Genomic DNA, 18,804 nt, shown 5'->3' with positions numbered 1-18,804 from the left:
ATTATTCTGTAATGTTCAGCTTTGTTCCCTGCGTATGTGCATTCATCTGCGGTGCATAATAGTTTTCAAGCGTGGTGATTCCGTTTGAGAATGTTCCGCTGGCATTCGCTACATAATCATATTCAAAAACATATTTCCCTTTCGGCATATATTCGATATAGAAATTGGTAGATGCATCTTTTGTAGATTGATAATAACCCAGATTATTTTTCCACTCATAACCGGAAATCACATTCAATGGTTCGAAACCTGCAGCACGCATATCTTTCAAATGGATAAATTCCATATTTCTGTCGGTGTTTAGAATCATTCTTACAGTCACTTTATCTCCAACTTTGATAGGCGAATTTTCATTGATTTTGATCAATTGTTCACCATTCTCGGTCTTTACTTTTTTGTATAATTCCTTAGAAATCGAAATATAATTTTCCGAAGATTTGATTTTGTCAAGGTCTTCATAATATTGCCAGAATAATCCACCCTGAACAATTCCTGCGCTTTCTTTTTTGATGACAACTGTTCCTAAATCTTTGTTGATTTTATCAGAATTAATCGATTGTTTAACATAACCGGTTGCTTGCGTTTGTGGATTCAGTTGTTTTCCGCCCCAAGTAATTTCTGCTTTGTCCGATTCTGCATTTGTCCAGGATTTTCCGGAATTCAGAATGGTAAAAATTACTTCTGCCGTTCCACGAGAACTTCCCCACGAATTCACTTCTTTCTGAGTAATCAGCCAGATTTTCATCTCTTCGATGAAATTTTCATCTTGTGGCGTCAGTTTCTGGAACGCTTCCAAAGCACCTGCGTGATTGACCGTTTTGGAAGAATACCAGCCCCAGTCATTCAGATTTTGTTTCCAGTAAACACCTTGAGTTTCTGTTTCTGTTGACGTTTCTTTAAGATAAGTCAGGAATTTTTTGGACACATCTTTTAATCCATAATTATTAAACAAAATTGCCAAACGATGCAACCCGAAAAATGTAAAGTCAGTGATTTTTTCGGTTTTAGCTTTTGAGATGACAGCTGACTTTAATTTAGCACCTTCATTTTTCAAAACATATTCCTTTTCCCAGTAATTTCTTGTGTCCAGATAATCCAATACAAAATTATTGACCACATTATCTTTGGTTTTATTTATGGAGGAAGACCAATATTTATTGACTTCATTATCCACATACGAAACCAGTTTTTTGACCATTTCTTTTTGCTCAGAACTTTGATAATCTGCCACATTTCCTTTCAGCCACTCATTGATTCTGCCCAGATTTTTCAATATGTAAAGCGAAGTGTAATAAGAGCTCGGATAACCTTGATACCAGCTGAATCCACCGTCAGGATTTTGAAGTTTTGCCAGTTCTGACCAATCATCATTGATGGAATTTCGCATCGTATTCGCATCGAATAATCTGGCGAGTTTCTGCATTTGTTCTGTTTCGTTTTTCGATTCTAAAACCCAAGGCGTTTCATCCAGTAACAATTGTTTCAGTTCCTGATTTTTTTCAAGATTCGAAATCAACAAACCTTTGGATTGGTATTCATCAAAAACGGTTTTAAGTTTCGGATTCGCTTTAAAAATTTCTGAAGCCAAAACAGCTGCAAACCATTTGTTGAAAACAACATCCGCAGAATTATTAGTGTCATCTTTTAAACTTGGCAGCGCAAACATAATCTCCCAAATCGGATTCGTAGTCAATTCCAAAGTGTTGGAAATATTAGTCAGAGTTTTAGAGTTGGAATTTTTCAAATTCTCCAAAGTAAAAGTTTTCGTTTGTCCTTCTTTAACAAAAATTGGAAGCGCATTTGTTACCAACATTCTGTTCGGAAGAACTGCGATTGCTTTTTGTTCACCGTCAGAGAAATTACCTCTTGCACTGAGCGGAGTCGAAGTGTTAGCAACGATTTTAATAATAATTGAAGAAACATTATTCGGCACTTTCAATTTCCACATTGCGGATGTATTTCCATTTGCATCCAAAGAAAAAGATTGCTCTTTATTATATCCGGAAACCGCGGTCAATGTGGTAATTCCGAATTTATCCGAAATATCTTCATTCGTAAAAGCGTCCAAAATCTGCAATTGTGCAACGCCAGTTAATTTTTGATTGACCAAACTTGAGATTTTAGTTTGAAGATTAAGTTCGTCGCCTTCTCGCAAGAATCTTGGGTAATTTGGAGTAATAGAGAACTCTTTTTGTGTTACTACAGATTTTTCCAAAATTGCTGTTCTTGCATCTTTGGTATGAGCCAAAAACATTAGTTTCCATTGTGTCAAAGCTTCCGGGGAAGTGAACTCGAATGAAACATTTCCATCTTTGTCTGTGAGAAGATTGGGGTAGAAAAATGCCGTTTCGTTAAGGTTTTGACGGATAGGGATTTTTTCTAAATTTTCTTGTTTTGTAACAACAGTGTATGAACCAACTTTCATTGAAACAGTTCTCTTCTCCATTCCTTCTTCATCATCTTCCATATCTTTTGTTTTTTCTCTATCTTGTATAGAAGCTACGCCTCTAATAACTATATCTGCTGCTGGTGCTGCTTCTTGAACAATATTCAATCCAGCAGCTCTAACACTACTATTATAAAGTCTACCATCAAACCAATTAAACTGAGGCGAATTAATATTATAATTCTTCAAAAACTCGAATCTCTTATTATAATATTGCTGCTCCAAGCCATTTCTTAATTCATAAGAACTTTGGTAGAAAGGCGAATAGAATTTCTGCCAACTCCAAGAATTCACAGCAAATTGGTCAAGCGATTTATCATACATATTCGCCAAAACTTCCGCATTGATTTTTTCCTTATCAGCGCCAGAAATTTTTATTGTCCATTTTTCTTTTTGCCCAGGCTGTAATTTGTCCCGGAAAGTCACGGTTTCGATTTTCAAATCATCTTTACTATCCGCAATTTTCAAATCAACCGATTCCGTTTTTACATCATTAAAAGCAACCAATTGGAACTGCAAATTCACTCTCGTGATACTTTCGTCTTTCGGAATCATCGTTTCATATTCCAAAATTCCGTTCTTGAAAGATTTAATTTCAGTAACCGTTTCTCCTTTTCCATTTTGAATGAAAATATTGACCAAAGCATCCGGAACGGCCGAATAAACAAAGACTTTTGCTTTTTCGCCACGTTTAAAATCCTGAGTTGGTTTAATCACTTCCAAAAACGGATTTTGATTTTGACCCAACGATTTTTTGTCCCAAACTTTGAAGAATTGCTCCGTTTTTATCGTGTCTTTTCCTTCGATATTATACAATTGAAGTTTGTAGATTCCGGCTTCCAGTTTTCCCAAATCTAATTTGGTTGTTGGTTGTTGGTTGTCGGTTGTTGAATTTTTTGTCACACTGAGCGGAGTCGAAGTGTTTTGTATTTTATCAAGAATAACTTTTTCCACCTTCCAGTTCTTCACATCATCATTTTTATCAAACCTGTCGTGCGGGAATTTCTGTGCAAATTCTTCTTTAGAAAGTTTCGGCAAATCCTGAACAACAGAAGCAAAATTCTCTCTGAAAATCTGTTTTGGTTCTTGCAGTTTTTCCAATTTTACGTTGTAAGATTTTGGCAGAACTTGGTCGTTGTAATTTTTGGTTTCAACGTTCAGTTTTACAGTTTCATCAGAAAAATATTCTGTCATGCTGAGCCCTGTCGAAGCGTCGTTCGCTGTGATATAGTGAGAAACCGAAGCGACTTTTACATTCGTATTCGCAGATTGCGTTTCGCCGTTGATGTCTGTCACAGAAGCGTTGATAGCATAATTATCAATCTGAATGCCTTCCAGCGTTTCATCTTTTTTCAACTCGATTTTGATGGTAAATTCTCCTTTATCGTTGGTTTTCACATTACCCAAAATCGAATTTTCATTGTCATTTCCGCGCGGATACCACCAGAAATATCTCCAACGGATATTCTGTTTTTTGATTTCATAATTCACTGTTGAGTTGCTAAGAGGAACGCCTGAGAACATCATCGCTTTTCCTTTCAGTTCAATAGTTTGACCATACTTATATTCGTCTTTAATCGGTTCAAAAGTCACTTCAAACTTGGGACGTTTATATTCCTCAACCTGGAAATCCATATACCCGGAAATGTTGTAACCTGAAGTATTGTCGCTTTCTTTGACTTGGATGTTAAAGTTTCCATTCAGTTTGTTTTTTGGAAGCGTAAAACTGCCACTAACAGAACCGAATTCATTGGTTGTCAGTTTCAGAGTTTGCAGTTCTTCGCCGTTGGCATCTTGTAAAGTGATATTCAAAGGAACCTTTTCAAGGACTTTAACTTTCTGAGTTTCACCGTTGATTCCTGTTGCTATAACTTTAAAATAAACAATTTGTCCAGGTCTGTAGATTTTTCTGTCAAGGAAAATTTGGGCTGATTCCTGGTTTTGAGACTTGTTTCGGTTATTGTAATTATCATAACCATAAACATTTATCATTGAGAAATTGTTCCCGTTATTAATGAGGAAATTTCTGTAGTAGTCTTTGTTGTCAGAATTCGGAATTTGGAAATTCCCCGATGCATCGGTTTTAACCGAATGTTTTACGATTTGTTTTCCTCGAACATATTCTGTGATTTCAAGAGTTTCATTCGCAAAAGCTTTTCCGTTTTCGTTATTAACGAGTTTCAGGATATTCGCTTTTGGATTTGCGTCATCTTTTTTAGAAAAGACAATTTTAGAATCTGAAACGATGAAATAATAATTTTCCTGTACTGAATTTTCAACAATATATTCTGCCAGATAAATCCCCTGCGGAAGTGCTTTCAGCTCCAAAGAAGTTTTATGCGTTTTGAAGTCCGAAGATTCGGGCAAAGTGAATTGGTCTTTTCTTATCAACGATTTTCTGACTTTCGCAAATGGTGTTTTATAAGAATCAAAAACATAATTCAGAAAACCGGCATTGTCATCAGCTTTATAAATATTTAATGAAAAGTTTTTGATATTTTTTCCTTCGGCAACAATATGAATCGGCTTGTTGCTTTGTGTTTCATTTTCATAAAACAAATTCAATTGAGGATTTTTGATTTGATTTTCTTTGTTCTTGATATTATTGATGAACTTCGATTTCGGAAACATTTCCTTTGCATTATTTGCCCAAATCAAAGCTTGCTTGAAATCCTGTTTTTCCTGAAGAATCTCTATTATATCATCAATAATCAAAACTTTGTAGTCACCTTTTGCAGATTCGTCTTGAACCAATTTTTCAAGGTGAGCCAATTTGTCTTTGCAATTATTTAATTCACAATTATAATTGATTTTTTGATGTCTGAAATACAACTGAGCATTTCCCGAAAGCGATGCAATTTCCGAGTTATAAATTTCATTTATTCTCTTGGTATTGACTTTCAGTTCATTCGGTGTGAAAAAGTTCTGATTGTTAAGAAACTCAAGATAATTATAATTGTACCAGTCGGCAAGAGTTGGGAAATATTCGAAATTGTCCGTCACATCAAATATTTCGCTGTATTTTTTCATCTGTATTTTTCTCAAAGCAGCATTGTCTTTTTCTAATTCCGAATAATTTTTGGATAAATAGTTTTTGAAATCCAGCTTGCTCCAGGTTTCTATTTGCGACAAGTCTGCATTGTCAATGTTAGTTTTTTGATTAATTTTCCAGGAATTGTTCTGATAATAATCATTGATAAATTCCAAAGTCAGAAGATAAAACAATTGCTTTTCGTCGCCTTTCAACTTGGCTTCCGTACTTTTAAGTTTTGCGAAAAAAACAGACTTTTCATCATTTTTGACATCATCATAAGTCTGTTTGGTGATACTGAATTCCGCTTTCAGAGATTTAATCAACTGAATTGAATTGTTATCTTTCACAGCCTGACTTTGTATTTCGAGAATGACCGGGAGATTGGATTTGTAAGTTCCTTTTTTATAATTGTCCTCGACTTTTTTCCATTGCTGGTCATAATAATTTTGTGCAGAAAAATTTATAGTGATAAGCATCAGCAAGAATACTGAAACTGACTTTATAGAGTTCATAAGTTTATTTTTTCTAGAGTGTAAGATAGTTTTTTCCGACATTTGTTAAAATAAAATGTCGATTTTAAATTTAGCAAAAAAATATGTCATTGACAGTCAGATATATGTTTCTTTGATGGGAACTGGTCTGGCTGCTTTTTTCATGCTGGAGCAAAACATATTCCGCTGGCCTAGTTTGCTTTTGATTTTTATTACTTATTTTAGCGGTTATCTTTACACTAAGTATCAGTATGACAGAAAAATATTCTTCAAAATACTGATTTTCAATTTTATATGTGGAATTATAAGTGTGATTCTTATTCTGAAAAATCATAATGAAATCCGACTTTTGAAATGGGCGATTATTGTTATTCTTGGCTTGCTTTACAATTCTTTTTTTCTTGAAAAATTTATTCGGAAGATTCCATTATTCAAGATTTTTTATGTTGGTTTGACCTGGGCTTTGATTAACTCCTGGCTGATTCTTCCGGACTTTGACTGGGAAATTTTCATTATTACCTGGCTGTTCGTCACAGCTTTGGTTTTACCATTTGATATCAGGGATATGAACAGTGATGATGTTATTACTTTTCCAATTCTGATTGGTGTCGGATGGACAAAAGCTATTGCTTACATATTAGTTTTTATTTCTTGCCTGCTGAGCGTTTTTTATCTTAACTTTGGATTTGCGGTTTGCTTTCTTTTTACAACAATAATCACATTTATATTAATTTATTTTTCAGAAAATGATAATAACGAATCGTACTTTTCCTTTATGGTGGAAAGTTGCAGTGGATTGCCTATGGTAGGGCTTTTAATTTATTGGCTTGTAAATTGATATTGCAGATTGGCTAAAATAAAATATTGATGAATAAATCGATTTTCTTGATCATTCCGTTTTTTTGTTTTTTTTCCTTTGTCAGGGCACAGGAAAAAAAAGATTCGATCTATTATAAGATTGAGGAATTTTCGGATAAAAGAAAATTTACAAAATTCATCCATCGTTTTATATTTCGTCGCGAAGCGGATTCGGCTTCAGTATCTTCCAGAACTGCGAAACAGTCCCAGGAAAGTTATGACGGAAAGTTTATCCGGAATATAAGAATAGAAACAATCGATCCATTCGGATACAACACAAAAGAGAAAAAAGAAAAGTCCAAATGGTATGATTGGTTCACGAACCATCTTCATTCCAACACGAGAATTTCTACCGTTGATAATTATCTTCTTTTCAAAAAAGATGAAGAATATAACGCTCAGAAACTCTACGAATCTGAACGTTTGCTAAGAGAGATGCCTTTTGTAAACCGTGTAAATATTGCGGTGACAAACACGACCACGGATTCAATTGATATTGTTGTTAAAGTGCTGGATTCCTGGAGTCTGAAACCCAGATTAAGTTATTCCGGAAGCAAAATCGGATTGGGTGTAACAGAAGAAAATTTCCTCGGACTTGGTCATGAAACTGATTTTCTTTACCGAAATGATTCCAAAGAAAAACAGGATTATTTCTACGGCAGTTATCTTGCCAATAATTTATTTGGCAGTTACATCGATGCTCAGATTTTAGGCGAGCGAGACTTCCTGAAGAATGAAAGGATCAATCTTAGCGCAAGGCGGGATTTTTTCTCACCGCTGACAAAATGGGCCGGCGGCTTTACCTTCGAATATTTTATGCGTAATGTAGCTTTGCCAATGGAAGATGTCACATCATTCCCGGAAGTTCAGATCAAAGTTTACAGTCAGGATTTTTGGGCTGGCTATCAGATTCCAGTTTCATCCAATCCGAAAGAAAGAATCTCCAGCAACATCGCTTTAATCGGTCGTTTTCAAAATTATCAGTATAAAGACAGTCCGGGAATAGATCAATACAAATTTTTCCGTTCCTATAACAGCTTTTTAGCATCTGCAGGATTCATTCAAAGAAAATTCTCTGTTCAGCAGCAGGTTTTCCAATATGATTTGCCGGAAGATATTCCTTATGGGAATTCTTTTAATTTTACTGCAGGATTTCTTTCCAGGAGTAAGGATGTCGTTCCTTATGCAGGTGTTTCTGCTGCTTATGGTGATTTTACAAACATCGGATATTTTAATGTTAAAGCACAGTTCGGAAGGTTTTTCAATGAGGAAAGGATCAACCGTGACGCATTCCGCCTGGATGGTACTTATTTTACCAATCTTATGGACTGGAGGTTTGCAAAAGTCCGGCATTTCTTTTCGCCAACTTTAGCTTTGGGAAATCCTCAGAATAATTATTCTTACAAAGACCGTATCAGTCTCTCTTCTCAGGACGAGTTTCCTGTTTACACGTATGATTATATCGGCACGAAGAAATTGGTTCTAAGATACCAGCTTCAGTTTTTCATTAATAAAACATGGAAAAATTTCCATTTCAGTCCCTATTTGACGACAGCTTTCGGCTGGCTTGGTGTTCCTGATGAAAAATTACTGAAAACCAATGTGAATACCAAAGTCGGACTCGGTGTTTTGATTAATAATCCTTACCTGGTGTTCAATAGAATTCAAATTTCCTTTATTTATTATCCGCGTGTTCCGTTTGACAATAATCCTGTTTTCGAATTTAACAGCTACCGGAACAGTATGATGCCGATTCATAATTTTGCGGCCGAAGTTCCGCATTTTGTGAATTTTGGAAATTAAATCATTTGGTAATAAATTTTGAAAACTTTTATTTTTAGACGACTTTTGTAATTGCAAATTTCTCTTATAATGGTCATCAAGAAGCTTTCACTCATCAATTTTAAAAATCATTCAGAATTGAATTTTGATTTTTCGGCGCAGATCAATTGTTTTGTCGGGAACAATGGGGTAGGTAAGACCAATGTTTTGGATGCGTTGCACTACCTTTCTGTTGGTAAGAGTTTTCTGGGAAACTCTGATTTTAATAATATAAACACAGGTCTCGATTTTTTCGTCATTCAATCAGAAATTCTGAATGAAGAAAAAGAAGATATCATCAAAATCCTTCAGCCAAAAGATTCCAAGAAAGTCATCAGGAAGAATGATAAAAGCTACGACAGATTGGCCGATCATATCGGTTATCTGCCAAGTGTAATGATTTCGCCGTACGATTCCAATCTGATTTCCGATTCCGGAGAGAGCCGAAGAAAGTTTCTGGATGCAATGATTTCCCAGACGGATTCATCTTATCTTTTTGATTTGATTCAGTATCAGAAAACGATTCAGCAGAGAAATGCCTTGCTGAAATATTTTGCGAAGAACAGAAGTTTTGATAAAGATTCGCTGGAGATCTATGACGAGCCAGTTTCCACTTATGGAACAAGGATTTTTGAAAAAAGAAAAGATTTTGTCCGGAAACTCAATCCAATTGTTCAGTATTATTACGAAATCATTTCCGGCGGAAAAGAAAATGTAAATGTTATTTATGAATCCCATCTTTTAACGGAGAATTTTTTCAGTCTTTTATCCCAAAGCATCGAAAAGGACCGTGTTTTGACCTATACATCAAAAGGGACGCATAAGGATGACCTGCTGTTTGAAATGAATGGGAATTCTATCAAGAAAATTGGTTCACAGGGTCAGCAGAAATCTTTTTTAATTGCTTTGAAACTGGCTCAGATCAACAGGATTAAAGAATTGACCGGGAAATCTCCGATTCTTCTTTTGGACGATATCTTTGATAAACTGGATGATACCAGGGTTTCTCAATTGATAGAATTGGTCAACAAAGAAAAATTCGGACAGATTTTCATTACTGACACGCACAAAGAACGCACGGAAAATGTGGTAAAGCGGATCAATGAAGAAAGCCGGATTTTTGAGATTTGATTTTAGTAATACTTATCTACAATCTTATGCTTCTACAAAAGCCATAGAACTGCCAATCCAGATTGCATCTTTTTTGTTGAAATCTACGTTTACCATTGACGCTTTTGTCATTCTCACAAGATTGATCATGAGCTCGGGGTTTTCTTTTTCCTGATCCCAGGCAAAAAGCAATCGGATCTCAGCTTTAGAAAAATCTCCATTAATGTCCTCAAAAAGTGGTGCGTAAGATACTTTTCTTTGAAGGATATAATTATTTTTATCTGTAATTTTATTGATTGTTTCCTTTGTTGGATTCAGGTTTACACCACTTCCGGCAAAAGAAAAAAGAGGCTTCAGAACAAAGTTTTCCAATGTTTCGGTTTCAGGAAAATCAGAAAGGAAATAACTTTTCGGAACATATTCGTGCTTAAGTTTTGGCAGGATATATTTTGATATTTTGAAAAACCAGTTAGGGTGTGTGATCCATTCTACGTCAACATGTTCCCGGAAGTCAAACTCTATTTCAAGGCCTTCGATTTTATCCAGTTCGTCAAAAATTACGCGGTTATAAATGCGATTAATCTGAATTAATTTGCCATTGTTTTCGTAGAATAATTTTTCGCCCTGCTTCTTGATTTTTGTCAGGCAAACCGTTCGGATTCCAAGATATTGCTCTGTCAAAACAAAATCAATCGCAGTTTTCTGTCTTTCAGGATAGATCTCAAGCAGGATCACATTTTCAGGATTTTCATCTCCTATAATGACTTGCTTTAACTTTTCGATGTATTCATTTTGCGGAATGGAACTTTTCAATCTGTTCAAAAAAGGATAAACTTCGGTAATCACTTCCTCAAATAATTTCTGGAAACCAAATAAACTCGGAAAAGCCTGAAGCTCTATCAGTTGCGGAATAATATCTCCCTTGTCATCCTTGCAAATCCCGAAATCAATGGCTAAAAAATGCGGTTTTTTTGTATCATTTGGAACATTGCAATTGGCTGGAATTGCTTTTGTCAATTCTCCTTCAGACATTTCCCTGATCTGAGAAATAATCGACTGAGATGTATCATTCAGTTTTTGCCAAAAATCCTGAGTAAGGAAAATCGGACTTTCAGAAAGTCGAAAAGCGGCTTCGTGACCGCATTTCTGTTTTATTATTTCGTTTGTCTTTTGATATTTTTCCTGAGAAAATTCTGTATTGAATTGTGTTCTGTATTTTGGAATCATAATTTGTGTTTTGGCTGTATGTATTGGTTTTAGTTTTATTTGTGGACAACTATTAATCAAATACTAATTTTTTGGTAATTTGTTCAGCAGCGAGTTGTAAAAATCTCGGGATGATCTGTGCCTGCGTCAGGATAATTTTATCTTCGTCATTCATTCGGTCAATGGTTTCCAGGTATTTTTCCATGCCGAAAGTTTCTATCATCGCTTGCTTGTTTTTTTCATTTTCAAGATTTTTCAAAAAGCCAATTGGATCGGCTTCCGGATGAAATTGTGTGCCGAAGATCTCATCAGAAAAACGAACTGCCATCACGGCTCTTTCCAAATGAACGGCGGGTCGGATTTTTTCCAATGCTACGACTTTCATTCCCAATTCCTCGATTTTTTGTTGGTTTGGTTCGATACATTGGTATGCTCTGGAATCTACACCATAGAAAGGGTCGGGAAGGTTTTTGAAAAGAAATTCGTTATCCCCTTCTTCAGATTTATGAATTGGCATCACACCGAAAGAGTAGGACTTGCGTTTGCAGACATTGGCAATTCCAAAATGGATAACCGCCAACTGAAAAGAATGACAGACCAGAAACAGGTATTTCTTATTATCGTTGATTCTGTTATGTTCCCAGATATGATCCAAAAAGTCGGCGTATCTGTTTTCCCATTCATAACCCTCACGATGTGGATTTCCTGGTCCGCCTGACGAAATAAAAATGTCAAAATCTTCAAGATGAGGTATTTCATTTTTATATCGGACATCAAAAATTTCTACAGCAACATCATATTCCGACTGATCCTGAAAGGTTTTTGAAAGTTCTTTTATATTTCTCATCCCTTGATTAGGATGATTATTATTCATATCAAGAAGCGCAATTCTTACATCATTTTTACTCATATTCATAAATTTACACAAAATTAAGAATTTTAAAATTGATTCAATTTATAGGTTGTAAATTTCTGACAGTTAAATAGTGGTTGTCAATAATTTATTACTGATCATTATTAATCACAGAAGTCCTTTCTCTGTTTCGTAAATCATATAATCCACTACTTTTTTCAAATCGCCGCCACTTTCGTTAAAGACTTTCAGTTGTCTGTCTGCACCAGTTCCCATCTTGCAGATTTCTCTAGCATATTCTACTTCATTTCTGCAACCCAAATCGTCCACAACATCATCAATGAAAGCCAGCAATTCTTCCAAAAGTTCACGATAAGGAACACTTGCTTCTTTCCCGAAGTCAATCAAATGTGCATCGATTCCATCCTTTGAGGCTCGCCATTTATTTTCGGTTAAAAGTAATCTTCTATAACTTCTGTAGCTCGTATTTTGCTGATGCATTTTGTAGATTTTTGCGACCAAAGACTGCATAATCGCCGCAAGACAAACGGTTTCGTCAATTGTCATCGGCATATCGCAAATCCTGAATTCAATTGTAGGATAAAAAGGATGAACGCGTAAGTCCCACCATATTTTTTTAGCATTATCAATCGTTCCGGTTTTAACCATCAGATTGACGTACGCGTCGAATTCTGCGACACTCCCGAAATAGCTAGGTAATCCGGTTCTTGGGAATTTGGCAAAAACTTCCTGCCTGTAGGATTTAAAACCTGTCAGTCTTCCAACCCAGAAAGGAGAGTTGGTGGATAATGCGTAAACGTGTGGTAAAAAATAACGCATCACATTTTGGATTCTAATTCCCTCTTCACGGTCAGGAATTCCGATGTGAACGTGTAAACCGAAAATCAGATTCGACCTCGCCACATCGCCCATATCGCTGACGATTTTGTCATAACGTGCGTCTTTTGTGATGACATTATCTTTCCAGTGGGAAAAAGGATGCGTTCCGCCTCCGGAAACTCGCAAGCCTTGCTCGTGGGCTGTTTTCACAAGATGTCTTCGCAGGTCGGTCAGTTCCTGACGAGCCTGCTGAATATTTTCACAGATGCCTGTTTCCATTTCAACAACGGACTCGTGCATCTCGTGTTTCAGATTTTCGCTGAGAACTGCTTTTCCTCCTTCTATTATTTTGGAAACGTGAGAAACCAAATCGCGGCTTTCCGCATCGATGATCTGATATTCTTCTTCAACGCCTATGGTAAATCTGTGCATTTTTTTCTTTTGTGTTAATTAGTTAGTAGTTAGTTATATTTATAATTTTAAGAAGAATTTCACGCAGCCAGACTTGAACGGAAATCCTTTTTTGCTTGCTCTAAACTGACATAAAGACTATAATAGTTTAAAGTTTATTGGTTACAAATTTCCCCCATTCGATATTGATTTTTCCAGGCTTGTAATCTTTTGCTTTTTCAATGGCCAGTTTTGCGGCGTGTTCTACAATCCATTGGAAATTTTCTTCACCAACAGAATTTCTGTCTGCATCTGGCGCAGGATTACAGAAATCAATCGCATAAGGAATGCCGTCTCTCACCGCGAATTCCACTGTGTTGAAGTCGTAACCCAAAGCTTCATTCATTTTCAGAGTATATTCTGTAATGGTTTTAAGTAGTTTTTCAAGTTCTTTTCCTTCTGTTTGATGCGTGGTTGCATATCTCAAATGATGTGGATTTCTCGGTTCGTAAGGCATAATGTGAACATATTTTCTGCCCAGACAATACACTCTATAATAGTCCTCGAAAACAATTTCTTCCTGAACCATCATCACCAGTTGCTCTGTTTCAGAGTGTTTTGCCCACATATCTTCCGGACTTTCAACACGGTAAACATTTCTCCAGCCGCCGCCATCATGCGGTTTCATATAAGCCGGAAATCCGATATAGTCGAAAATGTATTCCCAATCGTGAGGGAATTTCAGATTTCTGAAAGAAGTTTCTGATGTGTTGGTTGGTCTTTCGTGAGAAGGCAAAAGAACTGTTTTCGGCAACGGAATACCGATTTTTGACATCAATGCATTGTTGAAAAATTTCTCATCTGCACTCCACCAAAAAGGATTGTTGATGACGTAAGTTCCATTCACAGCAGCATTTTTAAGGTAAGCTCTGTAAAAAGGAACATCCTGCGAAATCCTGTCGATAATCACAGCATAGCCATAATCTGCACCTTGTTCCAGCTTGTCGATCTGAACAGGTTCTGCAATATATTCGCCTTTCCCGAGTTCATTAACTTTATCAATAAAAGCCCACGGAAAAGTGTCTTCCATTCCGAATAAAATTCCAATTTTTTTTGCCATAATGTTTTGTTTTTGGTCAGAAGTCCAATGTTGGATGTCTGAAGTTTGTATGTTTATTTATTTAAAGTTAATTGATTAACCAAAGAAAGTTCCGATGAATTTCGGGAAAACCATTCGCCAAAGCACCCAATCGTGGTCTATCCATTTTTGCTCATCGTACCAATGGTTAATTCCTTTTTCGGTTAAGATTCCTGCCATTTTTCTGGTTGGCTCCAGGCAAATATCACGGTCAGATGTGCTGAGTACAATGTGCATATGCTTGTATTTCCAAGCTTCGTCATTTTTAACAAATTCGTCTGGACAATTGAAATAAATCAATTGATCCTGATAGCCATCCATAAAACTTCTGATAGAAAAAGCACCTGACAGGCAGAAAAGATGCGAAACCAAATCAGGAAACCGGAATGCAAAATTCGCGGCGTGATAACCTCCAAAACTTGCGCCTGCAATGCCTATACGATGTGTGTTGTGCGTTCTTTGAATATAAGGAATGAATTCCTGGACCAAAAACTGAACGTACATTTCATAATTTGTGATTCTTTCATAAGGCGAAATTCCTTTGTCATAAAAACTGAATTTATCGATGGTTTGAATATTAAATAACTTCAAAATTCCATTATTTGTAAAGTGCGAAATGCTTCCGTTCAAATGGAAATCGGCATTCTGAGTATAAGAACCCTGCGAAGTGGGAAACATAATAATCGGATATCCGAAATGTCCTGTGATCTCGACCTGAAGGCTCATCCAAGGATATGTGAATAGTAATCTGTATGTGTTATTTGTGGCATCTTTTTTTAGTTGTCAGTATCAGTTAATAATTAGCTCGTTGGTTTGTCTTTTGGTGGCAGAATGTTTAAGATTTGTTCTGTGACAATTAAAGCGGCTTCATCCAATCTTTGTTGCACTTTTTCTGCAGTTTCAGCTTTATAAACAATACCGATATGATAATCAATGGGTAAGAATTTGTCGACTTCTTCATTTTGAAGATTGTGTGTGTCCGGATGTTTTTCTTTTGCCAAAGCGACGATGAGTCCGGAAAATAATTTTTTAGATTCTTCTACCGAATATTTATTGCCGGTTAACAAAGCATTTTCCAAAATTGCCCATTCCCGCCAGATATTCACGCCTGTCGCTGCTTCTACCATATCAGGAATGTGTGCGCCGCCAACTCTTGAAGATGTTTCCAGAAAATAATATTGTCCATCAATTCCTCTTATATATTCGCTGTGAGTTGCCCCATTCTGAATTCCGAATTTTTCCAGAACTTCTTTGTTGATTTTCTCCAGACCTTTTGCTTCTTGTGAATTTTTCTCCAAAGTTTTAGTGCGAAAAACACCACCTTCGTGCGACACCTTCATGGGCGGAGAAAGATATTTTGAATAACAACTAAACACAATTTCTTTATTATAAACCAGACAATCCACATGATAGACATCACCCGGTTTGAATGATTCCAGAAGAAATTTATACCGTTCATCACCAAGATTTTCCACTGCCGGCCAAAGTTCTTCTGCAGAATTTATTTTCTTGATTCCGCTTGAAGAAGCTTCGGAACGTGGTTTCAAAACCCAAGGTCCGGGAACATCTTGTGTGAACTGGTGAAGTTTTGCATCATTGAAAATGGAAGAAAATTCAGGTACGGAAATGCCATTGTCTTTAGCCTGCTGACGCATTGCCAGCTTATCCCGGAAATAACGGTGTGTCGTTTGTCCCATTCCCGGGATACGATAAGTTTCCCGGATCATCGCTGCTTTTTCCACATCATAATCATCCAAGGCGATAACAGCGTCAATCTGATGATTTTTCATCAGATAAGCAAATCCCTGAACCAGATGATCGAGATTCCAGACGGAAGGCTCGAGTTCTGGCATGTAATATACTTCATCTATAGCATGCCAAGGCCAGTTCTTTTCTTTCAGGTTCTCTGATGTAATCAAAATGACTTTATTGCCGAGTTTTTTACACTCGTCCATAAAGTCGTAGCCTTTGTAATAGCAAGAAATGCAGACAATCGTTTTTTCCATATTTAATTTCAAATTTGTATTGGTGTAGAAGTAAATTTACAATGATTTACTTTTTTAATTTTAATAATTTTCCAAAACATCTAATAATAGCTGGATGCCATAACCCGTTGCCGCTTTATCATTGGCATAACCAACATTTCCAAAAGCAACGCCGGCAATATCCAGATGTGCCCAATTCTCATGACGTTCTATAAACTGTTCCAGAAATTTTCCTGCAATAATGCAATCTCCGAAAGGTTTCATCGAGATGTTTTTAAAATCCGCAACATCCGAAGTGAAATCGTCTTTCCAGATATCCCAAAGTGGCAAATTCCAAAGTCGCTGATTGGTTTTGTCGGCTGATCGTTCCAGTTTCTTTTTCAGCTCATCATTGTTTGAAAAATAAGCACCACAAGTGTAGCCGAACATCCGCACAGAACTTCCAGTGAGTGTTGCCAAATCTATCAAAACATCGGTATTATAGTTTTTTGACAAGTACGAAAGTCCGTCTGCCAAAGTCAGTCTGCCTTCTGCATCGGTGTTCAGGACTTCGATTGTTTTTCCGTTATAGGCTGTAACAACGTCGCTTGGCAAATATGCATTTTCCGATACAGCATTATCAGTAATCGGAAGAATGGCGATGATATTGACAGGTAATTTCAGTTCAGAAGCAGTAATTAACGCACCTATAACAGCACTCGCGCCGCCCATATCGCTTTTCATATAATGCATATTGTCCGATGGTTTGATGGAGATTCCGCCTGTGTCGAACAAAACGCATTTCCCTACCAATCCAAAAGTTTTTGCATCGGCTTTTCCGCAATTGTATTCCAGGATCGTAAAAGCGGCTTCCTGCGAACTTCCCTGATTTACAGCCACAAATGCACCTAAACCTTCTTTTATCGATTCTTCTCTGTTGAATGATTTGTAGTTTAAACCATATTTCTCTGCCGTTGATTTCAGAAAATCTGAAATCTGATGCACTTTTTTGTGATTAGCAGGTTTGTTCAGCCATTCCATTCCGGCAAATTGTCCGTTGCAAAGTGCTTCGGTTTTTAAGGCTAAATTTTTAGCTTCATTATCAGAAATGTTCTCAAAATAAAGTTCGAAATTCTCCTGCCAAAACGGATGCGATTTTTCAAAAGGGTAGAGATAAGTTCCTAAAAACAAACCTTTCACAAATTCTTCCGTCAAATCCAATCCTAATTTTGAAACAACGGAAGTCGGAACAGATTGAATATTTTTCTTGTAATCATTTGCAAATTTGTTTGCTATTGCTTGGATTTCAAAACCTTTTGAATCTTTACCGATTCCAATGAAAAAACTGATTTCATCTGAATTAGTTTTGATGAAAATTTCATTCTTTTTTCCGTTGAAAAACAATTCAACATTCGGATGGTTCGATTTTTCCTGTTCCCAATCGTCTTCGCTGAACAGGAATATATTCTGAGTCGTTTTTTCTTTTTTATTATAAATTTTAATCATTGGTTTCGTTCTTTTCTAGTTCGTTTTTGGCTTTCACCGGACTTTCTAAACTATCGATGAAAAGCCATTCCACAGCTCTAGGAAATTCCTGTGACCAGAAAAATTCCTGATGCGTTCCTTTATCATTAATATTGGTTCTGACTTCAAAATCAAAAGATTTCTGAGTCGTCAGCTTTCTCAGTACTTTTTCAAATAGGCGGATTCTTCCCACCATTCTGGAACCTTCCAATCTTCCTCCATATAGATAAACTTTAATCTTATAAGGATTTGTGAAGTTTATCATTGGGAAATCATTTTCCGGTTCTACCCAAAGTGACGGCGAAAAAATCAACAATTTTGAATACACTTCAGGATATAGGAAACCACCATAAATACTGATCAGACCACCCAATGAACTTCCGCCGATACCTGTGTTTTCTCTGTCTTTCTTTGTTCTGTAATTTTTATCAATCCAAGGTTTCAAAGTGTCCGTGATGAATCTTAAATACTTTTTACCCTCAGCATTTTTCGTCACATCTTCATTATCGAAAATATATTCTTTGATTCTGTCGCCATTGCCATGTTCTACAGCAATTACAATCAATTCACCCCGCCCATATTCCGCAAGCAAGGCCAGTTTTTTGTCGATTTCCCAATTCCCGAATTCAGAACCTTCATTGAATAAATTCTGGGCATCCTGCAAATACAAGACCGGGTATTTTTTTTCCGAATTATAATAGTCATAAGGCAAAAGCGCCCAGACTTTTCTTGTTCTGTCCAACTGAGGAATGTAAAATTCATCATCCACCAATTCCACAATCGGGAAAAATTCTTTTTTGAAAGGTCCCCAATTCAGTCTCCATTTTTCTACACAATCCCGGGTTTTCTTTTTGTCCTTACTGACTTTTCTGTTGGGTGTTATGTTATCATATTTATCAATTTCTACATTTTCCCAGCCGCCTTTTGTAAACTTATATTCGATAATGTCAGCCAGTTTTTCATCAGCAATCTGAATGTAATAATTATGATCATCCAGTTTTTCCAGTTTGAATTTTGAATCTTTTGGATTCCATTTGTTAAAATTTCCGGTAATGAAAATTGCTCGGTCATCATTATCTTCTGAATTCAGAAAAAACTCCATTCTGTTTTAATACGGTTAATTGATTAT

The 18,804-nt window shown here is 36.3% G+C and carries 12 protein-coding genes; 3 read left to right on the top strand and 9 right to left on the bottom strand.

Annotated features, from left to right (window positions below):
* Position 1: 1 nt before the first annotated feature.
* Positions 2-5,992 (bottom strand): alpha-2-macroglobulin family protein, encoded by a 5,991-nt coding sequence (locus tag BUA97_RS02275; RefSeq protein WP_072997180.1) that lies wholly within the window; start codon positions 5,990-5,992, stop codon positions 2-4.
* A 55-nt stretch (positions 5,993-6,047) separates the two neighbouring features.
* On the opposite strand from BUA97_RS02275, the gene BUA97_RS02270 reads away from it, so the two are divergent.
* From BUA97_RS02270 to recF, 3 genes are all read left to right on the top strand, one after another.
* On the top strand, positions 6,048-6,809 hold the full coding sequence (locus BUA97_RS02270; protein ID WP_175546162.1) for a UbiA prenyltransferase family protein: 762 nt from the start codon (positions 6,048-6,050) through the stop codon (positions 6,807-6,809).
* A 29-nt stretch (positions 6,810-6,838) separates the two neighbouring features.
* Positions 6,839-8,632: a hypothetical protein gene (locus BUA97_RS02265; RefSeq protein WP_072996237.1), complete on the top strand. Its 1,794-nt coding sequence runs from the start codon at positions 6,839-6,841 to the stop codon at positions 8,630-8,632.
* Positions 8,633-8,701: 69 nt separating this feature from the next.
* Positions 8,702-9,781 (top strand): DNA replication/repair protein RecF, encoded by a 1,080-nt coding sequence (gene recF, locus BUA97_RS02260; protein ID WP_072996236.1) that lies wholly within the window; start codon positions 8,702-8,704, stop codon positions 9,779-9,781.
* A 24-nt stretch (positions 9,782-9,805) separates the two neighbouring features.
* Here the strand turns inward: recF and BUA97_RS02255 are convergent, their stop codons facing one another.
* The 8 genes from BUA97_RS02255 to BUA97_RS02220 all read right to left on the bottom strand — a co-directional run bounded on the left by BUA97_RS02255 (position 9,806) and on the right by BUA97_RS02220 (position 18,777).
* A complete protein-coding gene (locus tag BUA97_RS02255; protein WP_072996235.1) occupies positions 9,806-10,987 on the bottom strand; it encodes a hypothetical protein in 1,182 nt (393 codons plus the stop codon).
* A gap of 52 nt (positions 10,988-11,039) precedes the next feature.
* Positions 11,040-11,876, bottom strand: a complete 837-nt coding sequence (locus tag BUA97_RS02250) for a type 1 glutamine amidotransferase (RefSeq protein WP_072996234.1) — start codon at positions 11,874-11,876, stop codon at positions 11,040-11,042.
* Positions 11,877-11,987: 111 nt separating this feature from the next.
* Positions 11,988-13,091 (bottom strand): carboxylate-amine ligase, encoded by a 1,104-nt coding sequence (locus BUA97_RS02245; protein WP_072996233.1) that lies wholly within the window; start codon positions 13,089-13,091, stop codon positions 11,988-11,990.
* Between the two features lie 127 nt (positions 13,092-13,218).
* Positions 13,219-14,169, bottom strand: coding sequence for an ATP-grasp domain-containing protein (locus tag BUA97_RS02240; protein WP_072996232.1), 951 nt, complete (start codon positions 14,167-14,169; stop codon positions 13,219-13,221).
* Positions 14,170-14,244: 75 nt separating this feature from the next.
* Entirely contained in the window at positions 14,245-14,913 is a 669-nt protein-coding gene (locus tag BUA97_RS02235) for an alpha/beta hydrolase-fold protein (protein WP_245795789.1), read from the bottom strand.
* 74 nt (positions 14,914-14,987) lie between these two features.
* Complete coding sequence (locus BUA97_RS02230) at positions 14,988-16,193, bottom strand: ATP-grasp domain-containing protein (protein WP_072996231.1); 1,206 nt, start codon at positions 16,191-16,193, stop codon at positions 14,988-14,990.
* 60 nt (positions 16,194-16,253) lie between these two features.
* The gene (locus BUA97_RS02225; protein ID WP_072996230.1) at positions 16,254-17,657 is read right to left on the bottom strand and encodes a M17 family metallopeptidase; all 1,404 of its coding nucleotides are present in this window, start codon (positions 17,655-17,657) and stop codon (positions 16,254-16,256) included.
* On the bottom strand, positions 17,650-18,777 hold the full coding sequence (locus BUA97_RS02220) for an alpha/beta hydrolase (RefSeq protein WP_072996229.1): 1,128 nt from the start codon (positions 18,775-18,777) through the stop codon (positions 17,650-17,652). The genes BUA97_RS02225 and BUA97_RS02220 overlap by 8 nt, the downstream gene beginning before the upstream one ends.
* Positions 18,778-18,804 lie beyond the last annotated feature (27 nt).

The organism is Epilithonimonas mollis (assembly GCF_900142325.1).
Taxonomy (GTDB): domain Bacteria; phylum Bacteroidota; class Bacteroidia; order Flavobacteriales; family Weeksellaceae; genus Epilithonimonas; species Epilithonimonas mollis.
Note: the sequence above shows the minus strand (reverse complement) of the source record. Positions and strands in the feature narration are given on the sequence as shown.